This window comes from Nocardia violaceofusca NBRC 14427 (assembly GCF_963869435.1).
GTDB lineage: Bacteria > Actinomycetota > Actinomycetes > Mycobacteriales > Mycobacteriaceae > Nocardia > Nocardia aobensis.
On the sequence record NZ_CAWMPM010000028.1, the window covers coordinates 1 to 18,517 of the forward strand.

The 18,517-nt window shown below is 67.6% G+C and carries 15 protein-coding genes; 9 read left to right on the top strand and 6 right to left on the bottom strand.

The features are described from left to right. The 4 genes from rpoB to AC5592_RS22855 form a co-directional block, all read right to left on the bottom strand. The coding region (gene rpoB / locus AC5592_RS22840; RefSeq protein WP_084507031.1) for a DNA-directed RNA polymerase subunit beta at positions 1-2,074 on the bottom strand (2,074 nt) is incomplete at its 3' end. 333 nt (positions 2,075-2,407) lie between these two features. Beyond that, the gene (locus AC5592_RS22845; RefSeq protein WP_051025216.1) at positions 2,408-3,259 is read right to left on the bottom strand and encodes a carbohydrate ABC transporter permease; all 852 of its coding nucleotides are present in this window, start codon (positions 3,257-3,259) and stop codon (positions 2,408-2,410) included. Beyond that, positions 3,256-4,152 carry a carbohydrate ABC transporter permease gene (locus AC5592_RS22850; protein ID WP_063065393.1) on the bottom strand — a complete coding sequence of 299 codons (897 nt, stop codon included), beginning with the start codon at positions 4,150-4,152 and terminating at the stop codon, positions 3,256-3,258. Before AC5592_RS22850 ends, AC5592_RS22845 begins: the two co-directional genes overlap by 4 nt. Next, on the bottom strand, positions 4,149-5,393 hold the full coding sequence (locus tag AC5592_RS22855; RefSeq protein ID WP_063065430.1) for an extracellular solute-binding protein: 1,245 nt from the start codon (positions 5,391-5,393) through the stop codon (positions 4,149-4,151). Before AC5592_RS22855 ends, AC5592_RS22850 begins: the two co-directional genes overlap by 4 nt. A gap of 187 nt (positions 5,394-5,580) precedes the next feature. Between AC5592_RS22855 and AC5592_RS22860 the strand changes: the two genes are divergently transcribed. The 5 genes from AC5592_RS22860 to AC5592_RS22880 all read left to right on the top strand — a co-directional run bounded on the left by AC5592_RS22860 (position 5,581) and on the right by AC5592_RS22880 (position 10,256). Continuing rightward, complete coding sequence (locus AC5592_RS22860) at positions 5,581-6,510, top strand: SIS domain-containing protein (protein WP_063065431.1); 930 nt, start codon at positions 5,581-5,583, stop codon at positions 6,508-6,510. After that, on the top strand, positions 6,507-7,430 hold the full coding sequence (locus AC5592_RS22865; RefSeq protein ID WP_063065394.1) for an ROK family protein: 924 nt from the start codon (positions 6,507-6,509) through the stop codon (positions 7,428-7,430). The genes AC5592_RS22860 and AC5592_RS22865 overlap by 4 nt, the downstream gene beginning before the upstream one ends. Continuing rightward, positions 7,427-8,584: an N-acetylglucosamine-6-phosphate deacetylase gene (nagA, locus tag AC5592_RS22870; protein WP_063065395.1), complete on the top strand. Its 1,158-nt coding sequence runs from the start codon at positions 7,427-7,429 to the stop codon at positions 8,582-8,584. Before AC5592_RS22865 ends, nagA begins: the two co-directional genes overlap by 4 nt. After that, positions 8,581-9,525, top strand: coding sequence for a hexose kinase (locus AC5592_RS22875; RefSeq protein ID WP_063065396.1), 945 nt, complete (start codon positions 8,581-8,583; stop codon positions 9,523-9,525). The genes nagA and AC5592_RS22875 overlap by 4 nt, the downstream gene beginning before the upstream one ends. Positions 9,526-9,779: 254 nt before the next feature. Next, positions 9,780-10,256 carry a hypothetical protein gene (locus AC5592_RS22880; RefSeq protein WP_063065397.1) on the top strand — a complete coding sequence of 159 codons (477 nt, stop codon included), beginning with the start codon at positions 9,780-9,782 and terminating at the stop codon, positions 10,254-10,256. A gap of 23 nt (positions 10,257-10,279) precedes the next feature. Here the strand turns inward: AC5592_RS22880 and AC5592_RS22885 are convergent, their stop codons facing one another. Both AC5592_RS22885 and AC5592_RS22890 read right to left on the bottom strand, forming a co-directional pair. Then, entirely contained in the window at positions 10,280-11,281 is a 1,002-nt protein-coding gene (locus AC5592_RS22885) for an XdhC family protein (RefSeq protein WP_036506133.1), read from the bottom strand. A gap of 201 nt (positions 11,282-11,482) precedes the next feature. After that, positions 11,483-12,628, bottom strand: coding sequence for a lipase family protein (locus AC5592_RS22890; RefSeq protein WP_063065398.1), 1,146 nt, complete (start codon positions 12,626-12,628; stop codon positions 11,483-11,485). A 503-nt stretch (positions 12,629-13,131) separates the two neighbouring features. Between AC5592_RS22890 and aceA the strand changes: the two genes are divergently transcribed. From aceA to AC5592_RS22910, 4 genes are all read left to right on the top strand, one after another. Continuing rightward, the gene (aceA, locus tag AC5592_RS22895; protein ID WP_030518801.1) at positions 13,132-14,424 is read left to right on the top strand and encodes an isocitrate lyase; all 1,293 of its coding nucleotides are present in this window, start codon (positions 13,132-13,134) and stop codon (positions 14,422-14,424) included. A 309-nt stretch (positions 14,425-14,733) separates the two neighbouring features. Then, a complete protein-coding gene (locus tag AC5592_RS22900; RefSeq protein WP_036506131.1) occupies positions 14,734-15,603 on the top strand; it encodes a 3-hydroxybutyryl-CoA dehydrogenase in 870 nt (289 codons plus the stop codon). Positions 15,604-15,886: 283 nt separating this feature from the next. After that, the gene (metE, locus tag AC5592_RS22905) at positions 15,887-18,214 is read left to right on the top strand and encodes a 5-methyltetrahydropteroyltriglutamate--homocysteine S-methyltransferase (protein WP_036506130.1); all 2,328 of its coding nucleotides are present in this window, start codon (positions 15,887-15,889) and stop codon (positions 18,212-18,214) included. 43 nt (positions 18,215-18,257) lie between these two features. Continuing rightward, a complete protein-coding gene (locus tag AC5592_RS22910; RefSeq protein ID WP_036506129.1) occupies positions 18,258-18,455 on the top strand; it encodes an Rv0909 family putative TA system antitoxin in 198 nt (65 codons plus the stop codon). Positions 18,456-18,517 lie beyond the last annotated feature (62 nt).

Here is an 18,517-nt window from a genome sequence, read left to right on the forward strand (position 1 = left end):
GGTTCTTACCCAGCGCCATCTCACCGTTCTCGGTGCACGGGCCGTCGGCGAGGACATCTCCGCCGGCCACCCGCTGCCCTTCGTCCACGATGGGACGCTGGTTGGCGCAGGTGCCCTGATTCGTGCGCGAGAACTTCCGCAGCCGATAGCTGCGGCGCGTCCCGTCGTCGTGCGCGACGGTGATGAAGTCGGCCGAAACCTCCTCCACCACACCGGCTTTCTCGTTGACGATCAGATCTCCGGCGTCGACGGCGGCTCGTCGCTCCATACCGGTGCCGACGAGAGGCGCCTCGGTGCGCAGCAGCGGCACCGCCTGTTTCTGCATGTTCGCACCCATCAGGGCGCGGTTGGCGTCGTCGTGCTCGAGGAACGGAATCATGGCGGTCGCCACCGACACCATCTGGCGCGGCGAGACATCCATATAGTCGATCAGGGTCGAATCGACGAGCTCGACTTCGGAGTTCTTGCGCCGCACCGGAATTCGCGCGGCGACGAAGCGGCCCCCGGTATCGAGCGGTTCGTTGGCCTGTGCGACGACGTGCCGGTCCTCCTCGTCGGCGGTCAGATAGTCGACCTCGTCGGTGACGGCGCCGTCGACCACCCGGCGATACGGGGTTTCGAGGAAACCGAACGGATTGACCCGCGCGTACACCGAGAGGTAGCCGATCAGGCCGATACTCGGACCTTCCGGGGTCTCGATCGGGCACATCCTGCCGTAGTGGCTGTAGTGCACATCGCGGACCTCGAGGCCGGCGCGCTCCCGGCTCAGACCGCCCGGGCCCAGCGCCGAGAGCCGGCGCTTGTTGGTCAGGCTCGCCAGCGGATTGCGTTCGTCCAGGAACTGCGATAGCTGTGAGCTGCCGAAGAACTCCCGGACCGCCGCCGTGATCGGGCGGATGTTGATCAGCGTCTGCGGGGTGATGGCCTCGACATCCTGGGTCGTCATCCGTTCCCGGACCACTCGCTCCATCCGCGAGAGCCCGATGCGGATCTGATTCTGGATCAACTCGCCGACCGTGCGGACCCGCCGGTTGCCGAAGTGGTCGATATCGTCGACCTCGACCGGTACTTCCGGCCCGCCGGGTGCGGTCATCGTGGAATCGCCTGCGCGCAAACGCAACAGGTACTCGATGATGGTGACGATATCGTCCTCGGTCAGCACGCGCGGACCGCCCGTGCGACCACCGTGCGTCCCGAGTTTCTTGTTGATCTTGTAGCGGCCCACCGCGCCGAGGTCGTAGCGGTTGTCCCGGAAGAACAGGTTCTCCAGCAGGTTCTGCGCGGACTCCTTGGTCGGCGGCTCACCCGGCCGCAACTTGCGGTGGATGTCGAGCAGCGCCTCGTCGGTGCCGGCGGTGTTGTCCTTGGCCAGCGAGGTGGTCATGATCTCGGAGAAGCCGAACCGCTCGGCGATCCGTTCACTGCTCCAGCCCAATGCCTTGAGCAGCACGGTGACCGGCTGACGACGCTTGCGATCGATACGCACACCGACGGTGTCGCGCTTGTCGACATCGAATTCCAGCCACGCACCACGCGACGGAATCACCCGCGCCGAATGCAGCGTCTTCTCCGTGCCCTTGTCGATCGATTCATCGAAATACACACCCGGTGAACGCACCAGTTGCGACACCACAACTCGCTCGGTGCCGTTGACGACGAAGGTGCCCTTGTCGGTCATCATCGGGAAATCACCCATGAAGACCGTCTGCGACTTGATCTCACCGGTGTTGTTGTTGACGAACTCCGCGGTCACGAACAGCGGTGCCGCGTAGGTCATGTCCTTGTCCTTGCACTCCTCGATCGAGGCCTTGACCTCTTCGAAGCGCGGATCGGAGAGTGTGAGCGACATCGTTTCGGAGAAGTCCTCGATGGGGCTGATCTCGGCCAGCACCTCGGCGAGTCCGCCGATCGTGTCATCGCCGCGCGTGGCCGCGCGCCGCTGCCATTCGGGCGTTCCGACCAGCCGGGCGAACGATTCGGTCTGAACCTCGAGCAGTCCCGGAATCTCCAGGGGTTCGGACAGTTTCGCGAACGAGAGTCGTTGCGAGCTTGTCAAGGCGCATCCTTCCAGCACCTCGCGCGGTCACGCCACGGGTGACCGGTACGAGATCTGCTTGTCCTGTAGGGGCTGTCTGCACAATCCGCACCGGATGTCGTCCGAACATGCCTCGGCCGAGCCGATGGACAGCGACGCGCAGATTGCATCACTGTTCACGACTGTTTCGTATTTCGAGAGTTGGCGGGCATCCGGGCTGCGGGAGGTCCCAAAGTACACCGCAATAAGAAGATTGTCGAGAGAACGACAAGAATCAGACACCGCATATTCGGTGTCTTCCCACTTCTATAATGGCAGCCGTATATGCGATTCGTCAAGTCGATTGTCGTCAGGGCCGGCGAGTCGTGCCGGTCACTTCACACTTCCCGCGGTCAGGCCCGCGACCAGCCGCTTCTCGATGAGTGCGAACAGCACGACCACCGGCACGATGCCGACGGTGGAGATGGCGAACACGAACTGCCAGGCGGTGTCGTATTGGCCGACGAATTTCGTCAGCGCCACCGAGAGCGGCTGATTTTCCGGAGTGGTCAATACCACCAGGCTCGCCGCGAATTCGTTCCAGCAGGAGACGAAGACGAAAATCGTCGCGGTGACAATTCCGGGCCATACCAGCGGCAGGCTGATCCGCCACAGAATGTGTGGCCGGGACAATCCGTCGAGTTGCGCGGCTTCCTCTATCTGCACCGGAACGGAGGCGAAGAAGCTGTGCAGGATCCACACCGCGAAGGAGAGGTTGAACGCCGCATTCACCAGAATCATCGCGAACCAGGTGTCGTTGATGCCGACGGCGAAGAACTCCCGGATCAGGCCCGTCACGAGCACCGCCGGCTGCAACATCTGGGTGACCAGCACCGCGCCGAGAAAGACCGCCCTGCCCGGAAACCGCCGTCGCGCAGTGTGATACGCGGCCGGTACGGCCACCGCGAGCACGAGCAGGGTAGCGAGCACGGCGATGGCGAGAGTGCTGACGATATTGAACGGCAGCGGCGTCTCCGGGGTGTGCCACATATCGGCGTAGTTCCCGGGCCGCCACCGATGCGGCAGATAGGACGGCGGAATGCGCAGGATCTCCGACCGGGGTTTCAGTGATCCCAGCACCATCACGACGTACGGGACGAGAAATACGGCCGCGATCACGACGCCGGCCGCCGTCAGTCCCCAGCGCCGCGTCGGTTTCCGCGCGGCGCGCTCCCGGGTGGTCATGTGTCGGACTCCGCGGTCGGCCGGACCAGTTTCACGTAGACCGCGATGATCACCGCGATCAGGGCGAAGTTCAGCACGCTCATCGCCGCGGCGGTGGCGAGCTGCTGATTCTGCCGAATCAGCTTGTAGGTCAACGTGGTCGTGGTGTCGGCGGAGAATCCGGCGATACTGCCCGTCAGCACCTGCAGGATCGGCAGCGAATTGAAGACATTGATGATGTTGACGACGGTGGCCACCGCGATCGCCGGACGCAGCTGCGGCAGCGTCAGATACCGGTAGCGTTGCCAGGCCGATGCGCCGTCCACCCGGCCCGCCTCACCCACTTCCACCGGAATCGAGTGCAGCCCGGCGAGAATCGTATAGGTGGTGAACGGAATCGACACGAAGACCGCGACCGCGATGGCCACCGCGAAGGCCGGCCCCGGCTCCTTGGTGAATCCGAAACCGCGATCGAGCACACCGGTATCGACCAGGAGGCGATTGGCGAGTCCGACCTCCGGATCCAGCAGATAGGCGAAGATGCTCGTGGTCATGACCACCGAGGCCGCCCACGGCACCAGGATCGCCAGCCGGATCAGGGTACGGCCCGGAAAGTCCAAGGCCAGAAATTGCGCCAGCGCCGCCGAGAGCACCAGCGTGATCAGCACGACGGCGACGACCCAGACGACGGTGTGGGCGAGGACGCTGCCCAGTTCCTCGATGCCGAACAGCCGGCGGAAGTTGGCCGTCCCGGCGAAGCCCCGATCGCGACCGTAGGGGCTGAGGTCACGGGTGCTGGTCCAGATCATGTACCCGGCGGGAAATGCGACCACGGCGGCGATCAGGATGATCACCGGGCCGATCCACGGCAGGGCGCGGATCGCCGATCCGGTGTGTCCGCGTGGGTTGCTCATCGCGCCGCCCGCGCGATGCGGCGCAGGACCTCTGCCGGGTCCGCGCCCTGTGTCACCGTGCCCATCTGCTGGCGGATCGCGCCCTGGACCGCGGCCCACTTCGGATCGGCGGACGGGTAGAAGCGGGCAACCGGCAGGGTGGCGGCGAAGGCCTCGGTCACCGGATCCCGCGCGAGTGCGCGCGCACCGGATGCGGTGATCGGGATGAAGTGTTCCGCCCGCACGAAATCGGCGTAGACCGCGGGCGAATAGAAGTAGTTCAGGAACTGCCGGATCGCGGCCCGCTTGTTGCCGTGTTTGCGAAAGGCCATCAGATGATCGGCGACGCCGAGGGTCACGGGCGCACCGGTTTTCGTCGGTGTCGGCGCGGTGGCGTAGCGCAGCGCCGGATTCTGCCGGTCGATCATGCCCAGCACCGGCGGCAGACCTTCGATCATGCCGATCCGGCCCTGGACGAACGCATTGATCACATCCTTCCGATCGGTGGAGCCCGGGTTCGGCTGGGTGTCGCCCGCCGCGGCCAGTGCCGACATCGCCTGCACTCCTTCACGATTGGCGTCGGTATCGACGGTGAGGGTGGCGCCCTCGGACCAGCTGCCGCCGGCGCCGAAGGTCCAGATCGACGTCTCGCCCTGCGCTTCCTCACTGCCCAACGGCAGGCCGTACCCGGAGATGCCGCCGCCGAGGGCCTGGATGCGGTGCGCGTCCTCCCGCAGTTCGGACCAGGTCTTCGGCGGGGCGGGGATGCCGGCGCGCGCGAACAGATCGGTGTTGTAGAACAGCGTGCGCGTCGAGGCGAACAGCGGTAGCGCCCACTGGGTTCCGTCGTTGGAGGCGTTGCGGGCGAAACCGGGATCGATGTCGTGCAGGACCGCCGGGTCGGCGATATCGGTTGCCGGATAGAGCATGTCGTCGGTGGCATATGCGGAGTAGGCATCGATGCCGAGAATGTCGGGGGTGGTGGTCACCGACTGCAGATCGGTGCGGACCACCTCGTTGATCGAATCCCACGATTCGACCTGCAGATGGATCGTGATCGCCGGATTCTGCGCGCGGAAGTTCGCGATGATCGTGCTCCACTCCGCACGGGTCGCGTCGCTGTAGGCGGGCACCAGCAGCGCCAGCGCGTTCGGATCGGAATCGTCGGCGCTGCGGCCCCGGAAACCGCATGCGGCGACGGCCACCGACAGCACCACGAGCAGCGCGGCGAGCGCGAATCCAGCGCGCGGCTGACCGGACACCAGCGTCAACCTTTCCCTCTGTACGACCGTCACCTGCGGCATTCGCGGGACATCGGCGGATGCCGGAGGGTGGTGACCGGTCCGGCTCGTCCGAATCTAACCGCGGCGCCGGCCGCGGGGGACGATTCGCGGGAAAGTCGGCACGGGGGAAGTTGACATGATCGAATCGGGGTCCGATTCTGAGACCGTGCCGCCCTCCACCGAGAGCTCTGATCGCACGCATCCGCCCCGGCCCCATCTGGCTGCCGAGGTGGCCACCCAGCCCGACGATTGGGCATGGGCGGCGGAGGTCGCGGCAGAGCACCGAACGCTGTTACCGAACCCCGGTGAACGGGTGGCGGTCCTCGGCTGCGGCACCTCCTTTTTCATGGCGAGTGCGATCGCCGAACTCCGGGAGTCGGCCGGACACGGTCTCACCGACGCCTGGCCGGCGAGTGCGGTGCGAACCGGGCGTGAATACGACCGCTACCTGGTGATCTGCCGTTCCGGCACCACCACCGAGGTGGTCGACGCGATGCGGGCGATGCCCGCCGCGGCGGCGCGTACCGTGATCTGCTCCAGCCCGGGTACCCCGGTCCTCGCCCTCGCCGATCCGATTCTGATCGACGCGGTCGACGAGCGGTCGGTGGTCCAAACTCGTTTCGCGACAACGGTTCTCGCGATCCTGCGGTGGCATCTGGGGGAGGATCTCGCTCCGGCGATCGAACAGGCCCGCGCGGTCCTGGCCGAGGCCGCCGAGTCGAGTGTGCCGGCCGCGCTCCGGCGTGCGGAGCAGATCACCTTCGTGGGAACGGGTTTCGCCGCGGCACTGGCCGACGAGGCGGGGTTGAAACTGCGGGAATCCTGCCGAGCCTGGACGGAAGGATATCCGGCGAACGAATATCGGCACGGCCCCATCAGCATCGCGGCTCCCGGACGTGCGGTATGGGCGCTGGGGCCCGTCATCGCCGGCCTCCGCGACGAAATACTCGCTACCGGAGTCCATTTCGAACATCGCGACATCGATCCGATGGCCGAGCTGGTGCGTGTGCATCGGCTGTGCCTGCTGCGGGCCGCGGACCTGGGGGTCGATCCCGATCACCCGCGCGGACTCCGGCGATCGGTGATTCTGCGATGAGGGAAGCGGAAGAACTCGATCCGGTCCTCGCCATGGATGTCGGCGGTACCACGATCAAGGCGGAGATCAGCGACTCCGACGGCCGGATCGCCGCCGCCGCGGCGGTGCCCACCCCGCACGGCGAGCGGGCGTTCGACGCCATGGCCGAACTCGGCGACCGATTGCTGGCCGAGGTCTCCTCCGATACGCGGGCCGGCCTGCGTCGCGGGGCGATCGCGCTGCCGGGCATCGTCGACGCCGCACGGTCGGTGGCGGTGTTCAGCAGCAATATCGGCTGGCGAGATGTGAAGGTGGGCAGCCGCTTCCAGGACCGGTGGGGATTCCCGGTGCTGATCGAACACGATGTGGCCGTGGCCGGCTGGGCGGAGTGGCGCCTGGGCGCCGGGCGCGGCGTCGACGACGTGCTGGTGGTGAATCTCGGCACCGGAATCAGCGGCGCGCTGACCGTCGGTGGCCGGCTGGTGCGCGGTGGCGCCGGGCAGGCCGGTGAATACGGGCATATTCCGGTGCGCCGCGACGGTCGGCGGTGTTCGTGCGGGAATATCGGCTGTGTGGAAACCCTGGCTTCCGGCCCGTCCATCGCACGGGCCTACCGCGAGCGCACCGGTCGCGACATCGACGGCGCCGAAGCGGTTTTCGCGGCCGCGCCGGACGACCCGCACGCCCGCGCGGTGATCGACGACGCGATCGCCGCACTGGCCGACGGACTCCTGGGCGTCGTGCACGCGGTCTGCCCGCAGCGCATCGTGATCGGCGGCGGACTGGCCGGCGCCGGGCCGGTGCTGATCGACGGACTGCGCGCACGACTGGAGCGGCTGGTGCGGGTGGCGCCGGTGCCCGAGGTCGTCGCCGGCGCCTTCGGCGCACGGGCCGGGCTCGTCGGCGCGGCCCGGTACGCCCGGCTGGGGGGCTTGAAATGAACGGCGGACAGCCGGTGCTTCGCGGTCGCGTGGTCACCTCGACCGGGATCATCGACGATGCGGTGATCGAGGTGCTGGACGGGCGCATCGAGGCGGTGCGGCCGCTCGCGCAATGGACGTTCGGCAATCGGGGCGCCGAACCACCGGCGCATCTCGGCACATTGCTGCCCGGCCTGGTCGACATCCACAACCACGGCGGATTCGGCCACCGATTCGACACCACCGATTCCGAACAGGCCCGCGCGGCGGCGCGCTATCACCATCGGCAGGGAGCCACGACGGTACTGGCGAGCATCGTGACCGCCGCACCCGACACGATGGTGGCCCAGGTCGCGGCGCTGCGTGAGGTGGCTACGAGCGGTGAGATAGCCGGAATTCACGTCGAAGGACCGTTTCTGTCCGAAAGACGCTGCGGGGCACAGGATCCGCGCTATCTTCTGGACCCCGATCCCGGCCTGATCCGGCGCCTGCTCGATGCCGCGGGCGGATATCTGCGCGTGATGACGCTGGCGCCCGAACGCCCCGGATTCGCCGCTGCCGCCGGGCAACTCGCCGAGCACGGCGTGGTGGTGGCGCTCGGCCATACCGATGCCGGATACGAACGGTTCCGGGAAGCGCTGGCGCCCAGCGGGTCCGGGACGCTGGTGACGCACCTGGCCAATACGATGGCGCCGCTGCATCATCGCTCGCCCGGCGCGGTCGCCGCCGCCCTGGTGGCCGCGGCCGCGGGCGATGTGGTGGTGGAGGTGATCGGAGACGGCGTGCACATCGAATCCGGTTTCGCGGCACTGGTCTTCGCGACCGCTCGGCACCGCGTGGCGCTGGTGACCGATGCCATGCAGGCCGCGGGCCTGCCCGACGGCGATTACCGTCTCGGACCGCAGGCGGTCCGGGTGGAGGCGGGGGTGGCGCGGGTGCCGGGCGGTGCGCTGGCCGGAGGGACCGCGACCCAGTTGCAGTGCCTGCGCTGGGCGGTGCACGAATGCGGTGTGAACCTGGTCGACGCGGTGCGCGCGGCGGCCGCCACCCCGGCGGCCGCGATCGGCGCGACGGCGGTCGGTGATCTGCGGCCGGGGATGTCCGCCGACGTACTGGTCGTGGATTCGGATCTGGAGTTGCGTGCGGTGCTGCGGCGAGGACAGTGGTTGAGGTGATTCTGACCGTGACGCTGAACCCGGCCTACGATATGACCTATCGCGTCGAGAACTTCGAACCCGGACGGGCGCATCGGGTTTCGTCCGTCGAGCAGCGTGTCGGCGGTAAGGGCATCAATGTCACACGCGTGCTCAACCAGATCGGGAAGTATTCGCGCGCAACGGGTTTCGCCGATCACACGTTCTCCGCGGCGGCCGAACGGGAACTGCCGGTGGATTTCGTGCACGCGCTGCCGTGGGTGCGCCGCACCGTCGTGATCAGCGAATGTCACGACGGTTCGGCGACCTCGCTGTGGGAACCGGGGGCACGGCTCACCAATCCGGACGCGGTGGATCAACTGCTGGTGCGGGTGGGCGGGCTGGTCGGTGAGGCCGGTGGCATCGTCGTCTCCGGATCGCTGCCCGGCGGCGTACGCGCGTCGCTGCCCGCCGACCTCGCCCGCATCGGCATCGACGCCGGAGTTCCGGTGATCTGCGATGTGGACGGTCTCGCCCTCGAGGCCGCCGCCCGGGTGCCCGGGGTGATCCTCATGCCGGACCTCGACGAACTCACGGGACTGACCGGCGCGCACCCGACCACGACCGAGGAGGTGGCCGCGGCGGCCGCCGTGCCGGTGGACGCGGGCGCGGCAGCGGTGATCGTGACCCGCGGCGCGGACGGCATGGTCGCGGTGACACCGGAGGGCGCGTGGTCGGCTGCCCTGTCCGAGCCGCTGTCCGGTAATCCGACCGGCGCCGGTGATGCCGCGGCCGCCGCGGTGATCGCCGCGCTGGCCGGACCCGACCGGCCGGAATGGCCCGCGATCCTCGCCGACGCGGTTGCCACCTCGGCGGCGGCGGTGGTGATGGCCGTGGCCGGCGAGATCGACCTGTCGCTGCGGCAGCGGGTGCTCGCACAGGTCGTGGTCGAGAAGCTGGCCGATCCGGCCGGCGACCGCTGACACTGCCGGCCGGGCGCTGCGGGGCGTCGGGTCACACCGCCTCGGAGCGCACCGCATCGGGTCACACGGCCGCGCACGGATTTCGCCGCGCCGTGCGTATGCGGAGGCCGGGGCGGCGCAGAGCGGTACATTTCGAACGGGCTTCGTCGTCGTCCGCGCGCCGAGGGCCGATGTCCGGTGCCCCGGACCGCCGAAACACAAGGATCGCCGAAACATCAGGATCGTCGAACCGGAGTTCCGGAAGAGGTGAGCTGATGCCCGACCCCGCACCAGACCCCGCTGCCACCCCCGAGCCGGTCGCAGACACCGACCCGAGCCCTGGCCCCGCCCTGGAGTCCGCTCCCGACCCGGTCGCCGCACCGCCGGCCGACGACGTATCGGCCTACCGGATGCCCTTCGCGGTTCGGGCGGCGCAGGTACTCGCGCTCGGACTGGCCGCGGTCGGCATCGGCTGCACCGTCACCGCGGGCTGGCTGTCCGGCTCGCATGTCGCGCTGATCACCGGGCTGTCGTTCATCGCGAGCTGGGTCCTGGGCGCGGTCGCTCTGGCCTTCGGCGCCGTCGGCGCGAGCATCCGGATCGGCGCGGTGCTGCTCGCCATTCTCAACGCACTGTGGACCGTGCCCTCGATCGTCGTGGGCCGCCCGCCCGGCTGGCTCGGTCCCGTGGTCTCGGTGCTGGTCGTCGGGTTGCTGCTGCGACGTTCGGCACGTGACTGGTTCGAACCCTAGAAGTCGCCGACCCGCGGCGCCGATCAGGAGGCGGCAGCGGTGGCGTGTGCCGGGGTCCGGCGCGACCCCGCGGACCGCACCGCGAGCAGTTCGGCCGCGATCGCCACGGCATGTTCCATCGGAGTGCGGGCGCCGATGTCGAAGCCGGCCGGCGCGTGCAACCGCGCCAGTGTGTCGGCGCCGAATCCGCCGGCCTGCAAGGCCTCGAGCCGATGGTCGTGGGCCGAATGCGAGCCGAGCGCACCCAGATAGCCCAGTTCGGGCAGCCGCAGCGCGACGGTGAGCAAGGGGATCTCGAACTTCGGGTCCTGGGTCGCGGCGACGATCGCGGTGGTCCGGTCGATGGTCCCGGCGCCGGCCTGGGCGTTGAGATAACGGTGCGGCCAGTCCACCACCACCTCCGCGCCCGGGAACGACGCGGGAACGGCGAAGGCCTCGCGCGGATCGCAGATGGTCACCCGATAGCCCAGCAGCCGGGCCTGCGTCGTCAAGGCGGCGGCGAAGGTGTTGGCGCCGAAGATGATCAGTCGCGGCGGCGCGGTGTGGGAGGAGACGAACACATCCGATTCCGGCAGTGACACCAGCTCGGTGTTGTGTCGGCGGTCGGTGACCAGATGCTGGCCGATCACCTCCGGATCGCTGTGCCACACGACGGTGAACACCGTGACCGGCTTGTGCCGCGCGATATCCCCGGCCACCGCCGCGAATTCCGGAAAGTCGTTGCGGGAGAACGGTTCCACGAACACGTCGATGGTCCCGCATTCGGCGCTCACCTCGAATCCGGAGGTCGCGTCGAAACGCCGCAACTCCCGGTGACCGGTGCGCGCGGCCTCCACCGCGGCCTCGTAGACGGCCGCCTCGTAGCAGCCGTCGGAGACCGATCCGTGCACACCGCCGTCGGGGTCGACGAGCATCGCCGAGCCCACCGGTAAGGGGGAGCTGCCGAAGGAGCGGACCAGGGTTGCCAGGCCGCCCGTGCGGCCGCTGTGCCAGACCCGTAGCAGGTCCTCGACGATGTCACGCATCACATGCTCCCGATCAGCGTGCGCGAGTGGGCGGGCCCGCCGGTCGTCGCGTCCCGTCGCCAGATCGTCACACGTGAGGGCGAGGATAACCGCTCTCGTGCGCGGCGTCGTGTCGGTAATGGGAATTCCCCGACGGGCACCGATCGGCGCGGGAATCCGGCTGTGACATAGCACAACCGAATAACCGACCGGGTTGTCCTGTCAGGCGAACAGGCCGCGAACGAACGGCAACGAATCGACCAGTGAGGCGTTGACCGTGCCGCTGTGATCGGTGGGATAGACCCGGAAGGTCAGCGGCTGCCGGTTGGCGGTCAGAACTCCCGCGTAGCGCAGCGTCTCGGGGGTGATCACATCGGTGTCGCGCAGGCCCTGGCCCATGAAAAGCGGCCTGTCGTAACCGGTTTCGGGCAACCCGAGGTATCCGGCCAGCAAACCGTGCAGATCCGGAATCTGCGCCAACGGGCGGGTGAACAGATCGCCGATCACCACACCGGCGGTGGCCAGATCGTCACCGAGCGGAAGGAGACATTCGTCCTTCGCGCGGTCGAGCCAGTACCGGCCCGAGTCGTTCAGGAAGGATTCGATGCCGAGTTCGGGGAATGTGGTGCGCAGGCCGTTGAGGATGTAGAGCACGTAGCCGGTGGTGTGCGGGCTCAGCTTCACCGGCGGGATGCCCGGGCCCAGTGGCATCAGGATGTCCTCGATATAGGCCGGCACGCCGGTGCCGACCGCGCCTCGGTAGTCCAGCTCCGGCCCGCCGAATTCGGTCGCGTAGCGCGCGGTGAACATCGCCGCGCCGCCACCCTGCGACTGGCCGACCACCACCCATTTGCGTGACAGCTGCGAATAGTGGCCGACGGCGGCTCGCACGGCGTCGACCACGTTGTGCGCCTCGACGACGCCGTTGAGGTACGGGTGGTCGCCGGGCGTGCCGAGGCCCGCGTAATCGGCGGCCACGATCGCATAGCCCTGCTTCAGCCAGGTGCCCAGATAGGCCCAGTCCCGCTCCACATCGCCGGGGCCGGCGACGCTGTAGGCGCAGCTGTCACCCAGGCCGACGGTGCCGTGCGCCCAGGCGACGACCGGCCAGCCACCGGCCGGGGCCGGTCCCGGTGGGAAGTACACCGCGGCACTCGCGACCGTCGGCTGGTTCCCGACCGTGCTCGTCGTATAGAGGATGCGCTGGGAATCGACGGAGCCGGGCGGCGTCGCCGCCGCGGACAGCGGCTCCACCGATTGCACCGCCGGCGTGTCCGCCGCGGCGCCGGGCGCCTCGATCACGGCGGCCGTCGCGGCCAGTGTCAGGGAGCAGGCGACGCCCGCGATCGCGGTCCACAGTGTGCGCATCGTGTTCCTTTCCGGGTTCCGGTGCCGACCCCCGGGGCACGACGATCAGTGTCGCAGCCGGTCGGCCGGGCCGCCGAGGTATGTCCGAATCGTACGGAGCCGGGAGTGGCGCGGCGCACACCGAGGGCGGCTGCCCTCGCTTGTGAAGGTCCTCACAGTCGGCAATGCGTGCTCCCGAATCGTCGTGGTGGTAAGGCTCACTGAAACAGTACGGGCGTTACGTAAAACCGCATGTCAGCCCTACTCGCCAGTAGAAGTGGGGCGTGCAATTAACAGGCAAATTTTGCAGGCTTAGCAAAGACCCCCGCAAAGCTAGCGGAGATTCACACTTGCAACAGGTAGACGGCAATTTTTAGTTGTGCCATCGTGTGGAAGTACACCCGTTGGGCATAGCAACCCTGCAAATTGCCGCTCCAGCAGAGTTCGGACATCGCGACCCGTAGTCGGCGCGGATGTCCGGCGAGCGGGGCAACCGAGACCGAACGAAGAAGTGGAGTCATCAGATGTCGAACGTCGGCACCCCGAAGACCGCTGCGGAGATCCAGAAGGACTGGGACACCAACCCGCGCTGGAAGGGCATCACCCGCGAGTACACGGCCGAGCAGGTCGTGCAGCTGCAGGGCAATGTCGTGGAAGAGCACACGCTTGCCCGCCGGGGTGCGGAGCTGCTGTGGGAGGGCGTCAACGCCGAGGGCGAGTACATCCACTCGCTCGGCGCTCTGACCGGTAACCAGGCCGTGCAGGCCGTGCGTGCCGGCCTGAAGGCCATCTACCTGTCCGGTTGGCAGGTCGCCGGTGACGCGAACCTGTCCGGCCACACCTACCCGGACCAGTCGCTGTACCCGGCCAACTCGGTGCCGTCGGTCGTGCGCCGCATCAACAACGCGCTGCTGCGCGCCGACGAGATCGCCAAGGTCGAGGGCGACACCTCCGTCGACAACTGGGTCGTGCCGATCGTCGCCGACGGTGAGGCCGGCTTCGGTGGCGCGCTGAACGTCTACGAGCTGCAGAAGGCCATGATCGCCGCGGGTGCCGCCGGTACCCACTGGGAGGACCAGCTGGCGTCGGAGAAGAAGTGCGGCCACCTCGGTGGCAAGGTGCTGATCCCCACCCAGCAGCACATCCGCACCCTGACCTCGGCTCGCCTGGCCGCCGACGTCGCCGACACCCCGACCGTCGTCATCGCCCGCACCGATGCCGAGGCCGCCACCCTCATCACCTCCGACGTCGACGAGCGCGACCGTCCGTTCATCACCGGTGAGCGCACCGCCGAGGGCTTCTACCACGTCAAGAACGGCATCGAGCCCTGCATCGCGCGTGCCAAGGCCTACGCCCCCTACTCCGACCTGATCTGGATGGAGACCGGTATTCCGGACCTCGAGGTCGCGCGGAAGTTCGCCGAGGGCGTCAAGTCCGAGTTCCCGGACCAGCTGCTGGCCTACAACTGCTCGCCGTCGTTCAACTGGAAGGCGCACCTGGACGACGCCACCATCGCGAAGTTCCAGCGCGAGCTGGCCGCGATGGGCTTCAAGTTCCAGTTCATCACCCTGGCGGGCTTCCACTCGCTCAACTACGCGGCCTTCGACCTGGCCTACGGCTACGCCCGCGAGGGCATGACCGCCTTCGTCGACCTGCAGGAGCGCGAGTTCAAGGCCGCCGCCGAGCGTGGCTTCACAGCCATCAAGCACCAGCGTGAGGTCGGTGCCGGCTACTTCGACACCATCGCCACCACCGTGGACCCGAACACCTCGACGGCGGCCCTGAAGGGCTCCACCGAAGAGGGTCAGTTCCACTGAGGCTGGTCCGCCTCTCCGAGTCTTTTAGCCAGACTGGGAGCCGCGCCGGTCGTGTACGCGGCCGGCGGTGGGTATGGCCTCGAGTTTTGGCCGTACCCGGTGAGTTACCCATGTTCTTGCGAAATCGGTTGTCCGATTTCGCAAGAACCGGGTATTTCACCACCTGACATGGGCACTCCTGCAACGAGTGTCCGAAGCCCTTCCCGTCGAACAGCCCCGGCGGGGAGGGCTTTTCCCTATAACTGAAGTGACCGAAGGGTGCGAGTCCCTTCACCCAATCCACCGCCACACAACCAGCAGGAGCGGGACGTGAGCAGCGAAAAGATTCAGCGCGTCGGAATCATCGGCGCCGGACAGATGGGCGCCGGAATCGCCGAGGTCTGCGCCCGGGCGCATGTCGATGTGCTCGTGTTCGAACAGACCCGGGAACTGGCTGCCGCCGGCCGCGCCCGCATCCTGCGATCGCTGGATCGCGGTGTGAGCAGCGGAAAGATCACCGAGCGGGAGCGCGAACAGGCCGCCTGGCGGCTGCGGTTCACCTCCGACCTCGGTGACTTCGCCGACCGGCAACTGGTCGTCGAGGCCGTCGTCGAGAGCGAAGACGTCAAGACCGCGATCTTCAGTGAACTCGACAAGGTCGTCACCGACCCGGATGCCGTGCTGGCCTCCAACACATCCTCGATCCCGATCATGAAGATCGCCGTCGCCACCAACAACCCCGAGCGGGTCGTGGGCATGCACTTCTTCAACCCGGTGCCGGTGCTGCCGCTCATCGAACTCGTGACCACCCTCAAGACCAGCGAAGCGGTGTCCGCGCGCGCCGAAGCCTTCGCGGGTGAGGTCCTCGGCAAGCAGGTCGTTCGCTCCGCCGACCGCTCCGGCTTCGTCGTCAACGCGCTGCTCGTGCCGTACCTGCTCTCGGCCATCCGCATGGTCGAATCCGGTTTCGCCACCAAGGAAGACGTCGACAAGGCGATGGTGCTCGGCTGCGCCCACCCCATGGGTCCGCTCGCCCTGACCGACCTGGTGGGCCTCGACACGGTGAAGTCGATCGCCGACTCCATGTACGCCGAATTCAAGGAGCCGCTCTACTCGGCGCCGCCGCTGCTCATGCGCATGGTCGAGGCCGGGCTGCTGGGTAAGAAGACGGGAGCGGGCTTCTACCAGTACAACCGCTGACCGATCGGGCTCTCGACAGAGCTTCGCCCCGCAAGACTCGCCAACCGTTGACGGGAATCGTGCTTGTCGACTTCTCGGTCGGCACGGAGCGAGTCTTACGAGCGACCGTTCGCGGCCGGCTCGTCGTTCGGGTGCCGCTGCGTAGGCGACGAAGGAGCAAGCAGTGGTGCCCGAACGACGAGCCCTGGGGGCCGCGAACACGCCGGAGCGAAGCGGAGGCCGAAAAACACAGGCATAAGCTGCAGTAAGGTCCTCGACCGCAGCTCGAAAGGGAGTCCCGCTCATGGTCAACGTCACCGACGGTTTCGGATCGAGCATCCTGGGTTACCCGCGGATCGGTCCGCACCGGGAGCTCAAGCGCGCACTGGAGTCCTACTGGCACGGCACCCTGTCCCGCGAGGAGTTGCTCGCGGTCGGGCGCGACATCCAGGACACCCAGTTCTCCGAGCTGGCCGCGACCGGACTGACGCAGGTACCCGGTAACACCTTCTCCTTCTACGACCACATCCTCGACAACGCGCTGCTGTTCGGCGCGGTCCCGAAGCGGTTCGAGCCGTATCGCGAACAGCTGCACCCGCTCGACTTCTACTTCCTGATGGCACGCGGCCGGCCCGATCTGCCGCCGCTGGAGCTGGTCCGGCTGTTCGGCACCAACTACCACTACCGTCAGCCCGAACTCGACGCCGATACCGAATTCTCGCTGCATCCCGAGGCTTTGCTGGAGGAGTGGGATCGGGCGATGGACCGCGGTATCGAACTGCGGCCGGTGGTGCTGGGCCCGCTGTCGCTGCTGCTGCTGTCGAAGGCCGGGCAGGTGCCGGGTGAAACCGAATTCGACAAGCTGACCCTGCTGGACAAGCTGCTGCCGGTCTACGAACAGCTGCTCGAGATCCTGGCCAAGCGCGGTTCCACCTGTGTGCAGTTCGACGAGCCGTGCTTCACCAGTGAGCGCACCCCGGAGGAACTGGCCGCGTTCGAGCGGGCCTATCAGCGGCTGTCGACGTCCGCGCTGCGTCCGCGCATCCTCGTCACCGGCCAGTACGGCGATTTCGCCGAGGCCGTGCGGATTCTGGCGGGTACCGCGGTGGAGGCGATCGGGCTCGACCTGGCCAGCCACCGCACCCGGCCCGAGGAACTCGCCGAGATTCCCGGAATCCGGCGCAAGCGGCTCTACGCCGGCGTGATCAGTGGCACCAACGTCTGGCGTGCCGACCGGCTGGTCACCCTGGAATACCTCAACGCGCTGTCGAAGGTGTGCCCGGACCTCGTCGTGTCCACCGGGACCACATTGCTGCACGTGCCCTACGACCTGCTGGTCGAATACGACATCGAGGGCAATGTCGCCGACCGCCTCGCCTTCGCGAAACAGAAAGTGCTCGAGGTCGTTTCGCTGGCGAAGGCGCTGACGGAGGTGCATCGCGGCGGGGAAGGGGGCGAGACCGCGGCGAAGTGGGCCAAGCGGCCGACCTCGGTGCACTTCAAGCAGAAACATGCTGTGCGGCAACGGGTTTACGCGGTGACCCCGCAGATGCGGGAGCGCGAACCCTACGAGGTGCGCGCCGAGGCGCAGCGGGAGCGGCTGAATCTGCCACTGGTTCCGGCGACCACGCTCGGTTCCTTCCCGCAGACCGACGCGGTGCGCCAGGCCCGCTACGACCTGGGCGAAGGCCGGCTGTCCTACGAGGAGTACCGCAAGCGGATCGAGGCCGAGATCGAGTCGACCATCCGCCTGCAGGAGGACATCGGCCTCGATGTGTTCGTGCACGGTGAGCACGAACGCAACGACATGATCCAGTACTTCGCCGAACTGCTCGACGGTTTCGCCACCACCCACTTCGGCTGGGTGCAGGTCTACGGCTCGCGGTGTGTGCGGCCGCCGATCATCTACGGCGACGTGTCGCGGCCGAAGCCGATGTCGGTGGAGTGGATCACCTACGCGCAGTCGCTCACCGACAAGCCGGTGAAGGGCATCGTGACCGGTCCGGTGACGATGGTGGCCCGCTCGTTCGTGCGCCAGGACCAGCCGCTGTACGAGACCGCCGATCAGGTGGCCCTCGCGATCCGTGACGAACTGGCCGATCTCGAGAAGGCCGGCGTGGCGATCATCCAGGTCGACGAACCGGCGGTCCGCGAGCTGTTGCCGCTGCGACCCGACGGGCGCACCGAATATCTGCGCTGGGCGGTCAACGCGTTCCGGCTGGCGACCTCCGGGGTGCGCCCCGACACTCAGATCCACACCCATATCGCCTACTCGGCCCGCTCCGAAATCGTGCGTGCCATCGAGGAACTCGACGCCGACGTCACCGCCATCGTCGCGACCCGCTCCCTGGAATGGGTGCTCAAGGCGCTGACCGAGGATGTGGAGGAGGGGCACGGCCTGAGCCACGGCGTGGGTCCCGGTGTGTACGAGAGCCGTTCGGCGCGCATTCCGGACATCGACGAGATCGACGAATTGCTCACCGCCGCAGCCGAAGCCGTGTCACCGCAGCGGCTGTGGGCGAATCCGGACGGCGGTTTGAAGACCCGCCACTATTGGCAGCTGGACCCGTCGCTGCGCAATATGGTCGCCGCGGCTCGCCGGGTGCGGCGCCGCGCCGAAGCGGCTGAATAGGCGTTAGCCTACGAATACTGTTTCGAGATCAGGAGAACCGCTCATGGGTATGTTCGACCAGCTCAAGGATGCCGCCGGTAAGGCAGCCGACCTGGCGGCCAAGAATGCCGACAAACTCGACCCGGTGATCGACAAGGTCGGCGATCTGGTCGACAAGCAGACCAGCGGCAAGTTCGAAAAGCAGGTCGACGCCGCGCAGCAGGCCGCGAAGAAGGCACTGCACGAGCAGACCGGGAAGTAGTCCACACAGGTCGTATACGGGCGAAGGCCACGCCCGGCTCCGCGCCGGACGTGGCCTTCGTG